We start from the raw sequence: 9,144 nt of genomic DNA, 5'->3' as shown, positions 1-9,144 counted from the left end.
GCGGCGCCGCGGCCCCCCCGCGCCGGCGGGGCCCGCGCCCCCGTGGGCCCCGCGGCGTCGGGCGACGCCGCCCCCGTGGGCCGGTCGCCGTCCGGGGTGGCGCCGCCGGCGCCGTCGCCGGACTCCTCGGCGGGCAGCGGCTGCACCGGGGTGTCGGGCCGGGCCGCGGCGCCGTCGGTGCGGGCGCCGCCTCCGCCGCCGCCGAAGGCGTTCGCGGCGAGCAGCCCGCCGGACAGCACGGTCATCCCGGCCGCCGCCATCCCGGCCAGCCGCCGGTTCCGCCGTTTGTAGCGCCGGTGCCGGGCCCGCGGCGGCAGGGGCACGAGCTCGGCCCCGACGCCGCGGTCGGCGCCCTCGCCGGCGTCCGGCGCGCCCCCGTCTCCGTACCCGTACCCGTTCCCGTCTCCGGCCCCGCTACGGTCCGCGTCCGCGTCCGTATCCGCGCCCGCGCCCGCGCCCGCGGGCAACGATCTGTCCCCGTCCGCGAACAGCTCCAGGTCCCCGGGCGCGGGCCCGCTCGACGCCGTCGCGGGCAGTTGCAGTGCCGGGCTTCCGAGCGTCCCGTAGACCCCGGGCGCCTCGGTCGCGGGAACGCTGCGCGGCGGAGCGCACCAGGGCGCCCCCGCCGCGTCGTGCCGGCTGTTGCAACGCGGGCAGTAGATCGTCGTCACTTTCCTGCCGTCCCTTCCGTCGTATGGGTGGAGGGGTGCTCGACGAGCGAACAATGTGCCAGCGCCGGAATCCCGCGGAGCACGATGAATGCCCATAAGGAGTGGTGACGGTGAGACCTATCTCACACTCGACGGGTGGGTGCAGACCCGCTCGCCTCCGGACATCGCGCCCACGGCCCCGTGCGGCGGCCCCGTCCGCTCCTTCCGCCGCGCGGCTTCCCGCCGGCACCGGCCTCCTCCCGCGCCCGATGTCCGACCCGCGCGCAATGCTCGAACCCGAACCACCCGTTCGCGAAACCCCGTAAGGACCCGAAATGAGCAACATCGACCAGCTCCGCACCGCCGTCCGCGGCCAGGTGCTCCTGCCCGGCGACGACGGTTTCGAGGCGGCCACCGGGCCGTGGAACGCCGCCGTACCGCAGCCCGCCGCCGCCGTCGTGGAGGCCGCCGACGCCGACGACGTCGCCGCGCTGGTCCGCTACGCCCGCGGGGCCGGCGTCCCGATCGCCGCGCAGCCCAGCGGGCACGGCGCCTCGGGCGACGTGGCGGGCGCGATTCTGCTGCGCACCCGCCGCCTCGACGAGGTGCGCGTCGACCCCGCGGCCCGCATCGCCCGCGCCGGCGCCGGGGTCCCGTGGGGGCGCGTACAGGAAGAGGCCTCCCGGCACGGGCTGACCGGGCTGCCCGGCAGCTCGCCCGTCGTCTCCGTCACGGGGTACACGCTGGGCGGCGGTGTCAGCTGGTTCAGCCGCGCCCACGGCTGGGCGGCCGACTCCGTCACGGCCTTCGAGGTCGTCGGCGGCGACGGCGCGCCCGCCCGGGTGACCGCCGACTCCGACCCCGAGCTGTTCTGGGCGCTGTGCGGCGGCGGCGGTGACTTCGCGCTCGTCACCGCGACGGAGTTCCGGCTGTATCCCGCGCCCGCCCTCTACGGCGGCCAGATGCTCTGGCCGGGGGCGCGGTCCCGCGAGGTGCTGGACGTGTTCCGCACGGTGACCGCCGAGGCGCCGGACGAGCTGACCGTCTGGATCGCGCTGCTGAACATCCCCGGCGCCGAGCCGATGGTCGCCGTCCACGCCACGTACCTCGGCGAGGACGCCGGCGAGGCCGGGTCCCGGCTGCTGGCGCCGTTCGACGCGATCGGGGGCCGGCTCGACGACAACCGCGCCGTGCTGCCGGTGCACGAGCTGGGCACCATCACCGACGAGCCCACCGACCCCAGCCCCGGGATGAGCCGCGGCGAGGTGCTCACGGCGCTTGACGACACCGTGATCGACACGCTCCTCGCGGAGCCGATCGACCCGCTGTTCGCCGTCCAGCTGCGCCACATGGGCGGTGCGCTGACCCGCCCCTCGGACGCGCCGCACGGGGCGCTGGCCGAGCCGTATCTCCTCTACTTCTTCGGCGTGCCGATCTCGCCCGAGGTCGCCGACGGCGTCGTCGCCCGCCGCGCCGCGCTGCTGAAGGCCCTCGGGGACTACGTCCCGGGCCACAAGCCGTACACGTTCCTCGGCGTCGGCGAGCGCGCGGCCGACGCCTTCGGCGCCGAGAGCCTGGCCCGCCTGCGGGCCGTCAAGCGGGCCCGCGACCCGCAGGGGGTCTTCCGCAGCAACTTCCCCGTCGACAAGGACTGACCGCCCGCATCGTCCTCGCCCCCCGTTCTCACCGCACGACCGCGGTGAACTCCGCGGTGCGCACGGCGTCCTCGTGCTTGAAGTCGAGGAACAGCCGGTACGTCCCCGGGCCCGGCACCTGCGCGTGGAACGCCAACGCCCCGACAGGGCCGCCGGGCTCGGTCGTGCCGTCGCCGGGGGAGCCGTCCGGGTGGACGTGGACGTACGCCAGGTCGTCCAGGCGCAGCGCCACCAGGTGGCCGTACGCGGCGAGGTACGGCTGCAGGTCGGTGACCGGCCGGCCGTCGCGGGCGATCGCGAACTCCAGCCGCCGCGCCTCGCCCGCCGCCGGCGCGCCGGTGAGCGTCACCTCGCGGCCGTCCACGGCGAAGGCGGCGGCGGGCGCGGGGAGTTCGCGCACGGGGCCGGGGGCGGTGGGGTCGCCGGCCGTGAGGTCCGCGCCCAGGGTGAGGGTGCGGCCGAGGGCGGCGGGGGCGAAGTCGGCGAAGACGCGGTAGGCGCCGGGCTCGGGCAGCCGGACGCGGACCGACCAGGTGCCGTCGCCGGCCTCGGCGGGGTGGACGTGGACGTAGCGGGTGAGGTCGCGGCGGACGACGATCAGGTGGACCGGCTTGTCGTGGAGGGGCGTGAGGTCGGTGACCGGGCGGCCGTCGTCGCCGAGGAGGCGGAAGCGCAGTTCGGTGTCGGCGGCGGCGGGGAGCACGGTGTCCTGGAGGGCCAGCGTGTAGCCGGCCTCGGAGCTGTGCAGGCCGGCAGGGCCGGCGGGAGCGTGGTGGGCGGCGTGGGCGTGGGCTTCGTGGTGACCGTGGTGGTGTGCGGTGTTCATGGCGGGGTTCCTGCCCTTCGGGTCCGGGTGCCGATGGTGTGGTGAGCACCGTAAACAGATACCCCTTGGGGGTATATTCCCGGGCTACGCCGCGGTGGTCGTGCGCTCCCGGGTGAGGCGCCCGCCGCGGGCCGCCCGGTACGTCCCGGCCGCCTCCCCGCCCGTACGCCCCGCGCCCTCGGGCCGCCACAGCAGCGCCGCCGTCAGCGCCGCCGCGAGCCCCACGCCCGCCAGCACCCCCGCCGCCGCGGCCGGCCCCGTCCGCGCCGCCAGATAGCCGGCCAGCGGGTACGTCAGCAGCCACGCGACGTGCGACAGCGAGAACTGCGCCGCGAACGCCGCCGGCAGGTCCGCCTTCCCCGGCACCGCGCCGCGGATCAGCCGCCCCGTCGGCGTCACCATCGCCGAGGTCGCCGCCCCCAGGACGGCCCACGCGGCGAGCAGCGCCGGCCAGGTCCGTACGCCGCCCGCCAGGCCCGCCCCGACGACGGCCAGCACCGGCGCCGGCACGAACGCCGCCGGCAGCATCACCGCCCGGTCGCCGACCCGCTCCAGCACCCGGGGCAGCGCCAGTGCCACGGCCATCGACCCGGCGCCGAAGGCGCCGAGGGCCAGCGACACGTCGCCGACCGAGCGGGTGAAGTGGTCGCGGACCAGCACGACGGTGTTCACGATCACCATCGCGCCGGCCGCCGCGACCGCGAGGTTGAGCGCGAGGAGCGCGCGCAGCCGGGGCACGGAGCCGAGGAGCCGCATCCCGTACGCGGCCCCGGTGAACGCGGCCCTGGCGAGCCCCCCGCCGCTGTCCCGGCCGTTCGCCCCGCCGTTCGCCCCGCCGCCGCGCTCGCGCGGCGCCGGCTTCGGCAGTACCACGGAGACGACCAGCACGGCGGAGGCGGCGAAGCCGGCGGCCGTGCCGAGGAAGAGCCGGTCGTACGTGACGAGCGTCAGCAGCCCGGCGGCGAGCACGGGGCTGAACAGGCTCTCCATGTCGTACGCCAGCCGCGACAGCGACAGCGCCCGGGTGTAGTCGCGCTCGGCGGGGAGCACCTCGGGGATGGTGGCCTGGAAGGTCGGGGTGAACGCCGCGGAGGCGGACTGGAGCAGGAAGATCAGCACGTAGACCTGCCAGACCTCGGTCACGAACGGCAGCCCGAGCGCCACGGCGCCGCGCACCAGGTCGGCGCCGACCAGCATGGCGCGCCGCGGGATGCGGCCGGCGAGGGCGCCGACGACGGGGGCGATGCCGACGTAGGCGACCATCTTGACGGCCATGGCGGTGCCGAGGACGGCGGAGGCGTCGCCGCCGGCGAGGTCGTAGGCGAGGAGGCCGAGCGCGACGGTGGCCAGGCCGGTGCCGAGGAGGGCGAGGGCCTGGGCGGCGAAGAGGTGCCGGTAGGTGCGGTTGCGGAGTACGGAGATCATGGCCCTGGCCCTCTTCCTTGCTCGTGTGCGCATATACGCACATGTTAAGCATGAAGAGGCGGGGCCGCATTCCCGCGGAGGCCGATCCCGGCTGCGGATCCCGGCTCAGGAGTGCCAGGGCTCGCCGGTCATGACGTGGTCGGCGTGGTTGAGCGCCTCCACGACGAGGCCCCGCAGATGCCCGTCGCGCAGCGAGTACACGACGCGGCGCCCCTCCTTCCTGGAGTGCACCAGGTTGGCCAGGCGCAGCTTGGCGAGGTGCTGGCTGACGGCCGGCCGGGCGGCCCCGCTGGCGGTGGCCAGCTCCGTCACGTCGGCCTCGCCCTCGGCGAGCAGCCACAGCAGATGCAGGCGCGTCGCGTCGGCCAGCAGCGCGAAGACCGTGCTGGCGGCCTCCAGCTGCTCCCGGTCGGGGGTCCACTCGTGGCGGTGGACGCGGGAGGCTGGCGGGGGTGCGGTGTCACGCTCCGGCATGCGCCCATCGTATGGCCGTACGAGGGCGCCGGGCCGGACGCGCAGGGTCGTCGTGACGCTCGGTGTTCGGGGGTGACGGTTCGGGTTGTCTCGTTGAACCACAGGCGATATCATCTGCAGTGGGTTTTGATATCGCCGGAGGTGTGGATATGGCGCGGACCGTCGTGGACATCGATGATGTGCTGCTGGCCGAGGCGGCGGAGATCCTGGGTACCTCCAGCAAGGTGGCCACGGTCAACGGCGCTCTCGAAGAACTGGTCAAGTTGCGGAAGCGGGAGTCGTTCGCGGCTTGGCTCAAGTCCGGCGGCCTGCCGGATCTCACCGGTCCGGTCGAGACCGAGACCGAGACCGAGACCCGGACCGAGGGTGACGCGGGGCGGGCTGCCTGAGCGGTGCGCTACCTGATCGACACGTCCGCGCTTGCGCGCTGGCCCAAGCCGGCCGTCGGACCGCGCCTGGATGAGCTGTCACGGCGCGGCCTGCTGGCCGTGTGCGGCGCGGTGGAGATCGAACTGTCCTACAGTGCCCGCTCCAAGGCCGACATTCTGCGCATCCAGGAGGAGTTGCGCGGGTTTGACTGGCTGACCATGCCCGACGAGGTGTGGGACCGAGCCGCCGAGGCTCAGCGGGGGCTGGTGGGCAACGGCAACTGGCGCGCGGTGTCCGGCATGGATCTGGTCATCGCCGCCACCGCGGAGCGGCACGGCGCCACGGTGCTGCACTACGACGGCGACTACGACATGATCGCCGAAGTCACCGGTCAGCCCACTCAGTGGGTGGCACCCCCGGGCACCGCCGATCTGCACCCGGGCCGGCTGCCCGGGTGAAGCGCCGGACGGGGGACGGGGTGGGCGGCGTCCCGTCCTGAACGGTGCGCGCCGCCGTCGCCGGCGACCGCCCCGGTTCCCTCCGGGGCTCCCCCGTGCGGCGTCCGTCTGCGATGATGGCCCCCCAAGGTGACGGCGGAACGAGGAAGCCGGTGTGAATCCGGTGCGGTCCCGCCACTGTGATCGGTGAGCCGACTCCGCAACAGGCCACTGCCCGGGTACGGGTGGGAAGGCCAGGGGTCGGCGGTGAACCGAGAGCCAGGAGACTCACGTCGTCACCTCCTCGATGAATCTGGGGCGGATTTCCCCGGAGAGGAGCGTGCTTCGCCATGCGTGCCCGGCTGCGCGGCCCGGTGTCCCGGCTGTCGCGTCTGTTGCGTTTGTCCCTTCCCGCGGCCCTGCTGTTCGCCGCCGCCTGCGGCGGTCCCGCCCGCGAGGACGGCGGGGGCGGCGCGTCGTCCCCGCCCGGGTTTCCCGTCACCGTCGACAACTGCGGCGTCGAGACCGTCTACGAGCGCCCGCCGCGGCGGGCGGTCACCCTCAACCAGCACGTCACCGAGATCATGCTGGCGCTCGGGCTGGAGAAGTCCATGGCCGGCACCGGCTACCTCGACGACGAGGTCCTGCCCGCGTACCGCGAGGCGTACGACGGCATCGACGTCATCGCCGACGAGTACCCCTCGTACGAGACGCTGCTCGCCGCCGAACCCGACTTCGTCTACGGCGGGTTCGCCAGCGCCTTCGAGGAGGGCCGCGGTCGCGACGCGCTCGCCGGGGCGGGCATCGACTCGTACCTCAGCCTGGAGGAGTGCGCGGACCCGCCCGTGACCGTGGACCTCCTGGACCGCGAGATCCGCACCGTCGCCGAGGTCTTCGGCGTGCCGCGGCGCGCGGAGAAGCTGCTCGGCGAGGCGCACGCGACCCTGGCGGCCGTGCGGGAGGCGGTCGCGGGCGCGGAGCCCGCGGAGGTCTTCGTCTACGACAGCGGGGACAAGACCGCGTTCACCGCGGGCGGCGCCGGGATCGGCAACGAGATCATCAGGCGCGCGGGCGGCCGGAACGTCTTCGCCGACGTCGGCAAGCCCTTCGGGGACGTGTCGTTCGAGCAGGTGGCCGCCCGGGCACCGGACGTTGTCGTCATCTATGACTACGGTGACCGGTCCGTCGCCGACAAGAAGCGGTTCCTGCTCTCCCACCCCGCGCTGCAGGACGTGCCGGCGATACGGAACGAACGCTTCGCCGTGCTGCCGCTGTCCGCCACCGTGCTGGGCGTACGGGTGCCGGAGGGGGTCGACTCGCTGGCCCGCCAGCTGCACCCGGACCTCTTCCGGTGACGGTGGCCACCCCCGCACCGACCCCGGCACCGAAGCCCGCCGCGACCCCGGCCCCGGGCCCGCCGCCGGCCGGGGAGGGCAAGGGGCGGCGGCTGTCCTTCGCCCTGCTGCTCGCGCTGCTCGCCGCCCTCGTCCTCCTCGCCGCCACCGCCGCCATCGCCCTCGGCTCCGTCCGCATCCCCGCCGGCCAGGTCTGGGGCATCCTGCTGCACCGCCTCCACCCCGCCCTCGCCGACCCCGGGTGGAGCCCCGTGCACGAGACCATCGTGTGGGACGTACGCCTGCCGCGCGTGCTGCTGGCCGGGGCGGTGGGCGCGGGGCTCGCGGTGTGCGGGATGGCGCTGCAGGCGCTTGTACGCAATCCGCTGGCCGACCCCATGCTGCTGGGCATCTCGTCCGGCGCGACGGTCGGCGCCGTGCTCGTCGTGGTCTTCAACGTCACGGTGCTGGGCCTGTTCACCCTGCCGCTGGCGGCGTTCGCCGGCGCCCTCGGCGCGCTCGGCGCCGTCTACCTCCTCGCCCTCGGCACCGACGGCCGCATGACGTCGCTGCGGCTGGTGCTCGCCGGCGTCGCCACGGCCGAAGTGCTGTCCGCCGTCGTCGGCTTCCTCGTCGTCACCTCCGGCGACCCGCGCAAGACGCAGTCCGCGCTGCGCTGGATGCTCGGCGGGCTCGCCGGCAGCACGTGGCGGCTGGTCTGGATACCGCTGGCCGTCGTCGTCCTCGGCACGGCCGTGCTGCTCGCCGTGGCCCGCCCGCTCAACCTGCTCCTCGCCGGCGAGGAGGCCGCCGCGGCCCTCGGCCTGGACGTCCACCGCTTCCGCTCCGCGATGTTCGTGCTCGTCGCCGTGATGGTCGGCGCGGCGGTCGCGGTCAGCGGCACCATCGGGTTCGTCGGGCTGATCCTGCCGCACGTGGTGCGGCTGCTGGTCGGGGCCGACCACCGGCGGGCGCTGCCCGCGGCGGCGCTGCTCGGCGCGGCGTTCCTGATCGCCGCGGACCTGGCGGCGCGCACGCTCATCAGCCCGGAGGAGATCCCCGTCGGGGTGCTGACGGCGCTGGCCGGCGGGCCGTTCTTCCTGTGGCTGATGCGCCGGAGGGCGGCGCGGTGACGGGCGGTCCGGTGACGGGCGGCGCACCCGGGGCCCCCGGCGCGCTGCGGCTGGAGTCCGTCACCGTCGCCGCGGGCGGGCGCACCCTCGTCGACGCCGTGTCCCTCGACGTCGCCCCCGGCGAGGTCGTCGGCCTCGTCGGCCCCAACGGCGCCGGCAAGACGACGCTGCTGCGCACCGTCTACCGCGCCGTGCGGCCCACGTCCGGGCGCGTACTCCTCGACGGCGACGACGTGCGCACCCTGCCCGGCAGGCGGCTGGCGCGGCGGCTCGCCGCGGTGCTGCAGGAGACCCCCGGCGCCTTCGAGCTGACGGTGTACGACGTGGTGGCCATGGGCCGTACGCCGCACAAGCGGGCCTTCGCCGGGGACGACGCCGCCGACCGCGCCGTCATCGCCGACTGCCTCGCGGCGGTCGGGGCGGCGGAGCTGGCCGGCGCGCCCTTCGACCGGCTGTCGGGCGGCGAGAAACAGCGGGTGCTCATTGCGCGGGCGCTGGCGCAGCGCGCGGGCACGATGGTGCTCGACGAACCGACCAACCACCTCGACCTGCGCCACCAGCTCGACGCCCTCCGCCTCGTCCGCGGCCTCGGCGTCACCGCCCTCGTCGCCCTGCACGACCTCAACCTGGCCGCCGCGTTCTGCGACCGCATCTGCGTGCTGCGCGCCGGCCGCGCGGTCACCGCCGGGCCGCCGGCCGACGTCCTCACCCCGGCGCTGCTCGCGGAGGTGTACGGGGTGGTGGCCGAGGTCGCCGTACACCCGGCCACCGCCCGCCCGCAGGTCACGGTGCTCCCCGACGGTGCCCCGCCGGGGGCCGCGGGCCGGGCGGCCCCGCGCAG

Annotated in this window: 10 protein-coding genes and 1 riboswitch; of the genes, 6 read left to right on the top strand and 4 right to left on the bottom strand. The window is 75.5% G+C overall.

Annotated elements, in window-relative coordinates; all coding sequences use genetic code 11:
* Positions 1-671 (bottom strand): hypothetical protein (locus ABD317_RS29230; protein ID WP_344293599.1); only part of this gene is annotated, 671 nt, incomplete at its 3' end.
* Positions 672-985: 314 nt separating this feature from the next.
* Between ABD317_RS29230 and ABD317_RS29225 the strand changes: the two genes are divergently transcribed.
* A complete protein-coding gene (locus tag ABD317_RS29225) occupies positions 986-2,305 on the top strand; it encodes an FAD-binding oxidoreductase (protein ID WP_344293597.1) in 1,320 nt (439 codons plus the stop codon).
* Positions 2,306-2,333: 28 nt separating this feature from the next.
* Here the strand turns inward: ABD317_RS29225 and ABD317_RS29220 are convergent, their stop codons facing one another.
* From ABD317_RS29220 to ABD317_RS29210, 3 genes are all read right to left on the bottom strand, one after another.
* Positions 2,334-3,131 (bottom strand): hypothetical protein, encoded by a 798-nt coding sequence (locus tag ABD317_RS29220; RefSeq protein WP_344293595.1) that lies wholly within the window; start codon positions 3,129-3,131, stop codon positions 2,334-2,336.
* Positions 3,132-3,215: 84 nt separating this feature from the next.
* On the bottom strand, positions 3,216-4,556 hold the full coding sequence (locus ABD317_RS29215; RefSeq protein ID WP_344293593.1) for an MFS transporter: 1,341 nt from the start codon (positions 4,554-4,556) through the stop codon (positions 3,216-3,218).
* 105 nt (positions 4,557-4,661) lie between these two features.
* Positions 4,662-5,030, bottom strand: a complete 369-nt coding sequence (locus ABD317_RS29210) for an ArsR/SmtB family transcription factor (RefSeq protein WP_344293591.1) — start codon at positions 5,028-5,030, stop codon at positions 4,662-4,664.
* A gap of 149 nt (positions 5,031-5,179) precedes the next feature.
* Between ABD317_RS29210 and ABD317_RS29205 the strand changes: the two genes are divergently transcribed.
* The 5 genes from ABD317_RS29205 to ABD317_RS29185 all read left to right on the top strand — a co-directional run.
* Complete coding sequence (locus ABD317_RS29205; RefSeq protein WP_344293589.1) at positions 5,180-5,419, top strand: type II toxin-antitoxin system VapB family antitoxin; 240 nt, start codon at positions 5,180-5,182, stop codon at positions 5,417-5,419.
* Between the two features lie 3 nt (positions 5,420-5,422).
* The gene (locus ABD317_RS29200; protein ID WP_344293588.1) at positions 5,423-5,857 is read left to right on the top strand and encodes a PIN domain nuclease; all 435 of its coding nucleotides are present in this window, start codon (positions 5,423-5,425) and stop codon (positions 5,855-5,857) included.
* A 99-nt stretch (positions 5,858-5,956) separates the two neighbouring features.
* Positions 5,957-6,146, top strand: a riboswitch (cobalamin riboswitch).
* Between the two features lie 40 nt (positions 6,147-6,186).
* Positions 6,187-7,191, top strand: coding sequence for an ABC transporter substrate-binding protein (locus ABD317_RS29195; protein ID WP_344293586.1), 1,005 nt, complete (start codon positions 6,187-6,189; stop codon positions 7,189-7,191).
* 92 nt (positions 7,192-7,283) lie between these two features.
* A complete protein-coding gene (locus tag ABD317_RS29190) occupies positions 7,284-8,303 on the top strand; it encodes a FecCD family ABC transporter permease (RefSeq protein ID WP_344293603.1) in 1,020 nt (339 codons plus the stop codon).
* Positions 8,300-9,144 (top strand): ABC transporter ATP-binding protein (locus tag ABD317_RS29185; protein ID WP_344293601.1); only part of this gene is annotated, 845 nt, incomplete at its 3' end. The genes ABD317_RS29190 and ABD317_RS29185, both read left to right, overlap by 4 nt.

The organism is Streptomyces synnematoformans (genome assembly GCF_039531005.1).
Classification (GTDB): domain Bacteria; phylum Actinomycetota; class Actinomycetes; order Streptomycetales; family Streptomycetaceae; genus Streptomyces; species Streptomyces synnematoformans.
This window is presented reverse-complemented; position numbering and strand designations above follow the sequence as displayed.

Excerpts from the sequence above, each read along its gene's own strand:
- ABD317_RS29225 (WP_344293597.1), top strand. The coding sequence starts at position 986 with ATGAGCAACATCGACCAGCTCCGCACCGCCGTCCGCGGCCAGGTGCTC.
- ABD317_RS29220 (WP_344293595.1), bottom strand. The coding sequence starts at position 3,131 with ATGAACACCGCACACCACCACGGTCACCACGAAGCCCACGCCCACGCC.
- ABD317_RS29215 (WP_344293593.1), bottom strand. The coding sequence starts at position 4,556 with ATGATCTCCGTACTCCGCAACCGCACCTACCGGCACCTCTTCGCCGCC.
- ABD317_RS29210 (WP_344293591.1), bottom strand. The coding sequence starts at position 5,030 with ATGCCGGAGCGTGACACCGCACCCCCGCCAGCCTCCCGCGTCCACCGC.
- ABD317_RS29205 (WP_344293589.1), top strand. The coding sequence starts at position 5,180 with ATGGCGCGGACCGTCGTGGACATCGATGATGTGCTGCTGGCCGAGGCG.
- ABD317_RS29195 (WP_344293586.1), top strand. The coding sequence starts at position 6,187 with ATGCGTGCCCGGCTGCGCGGCCCGGTGTCCCGGCTGTCGCGTCTGTTG.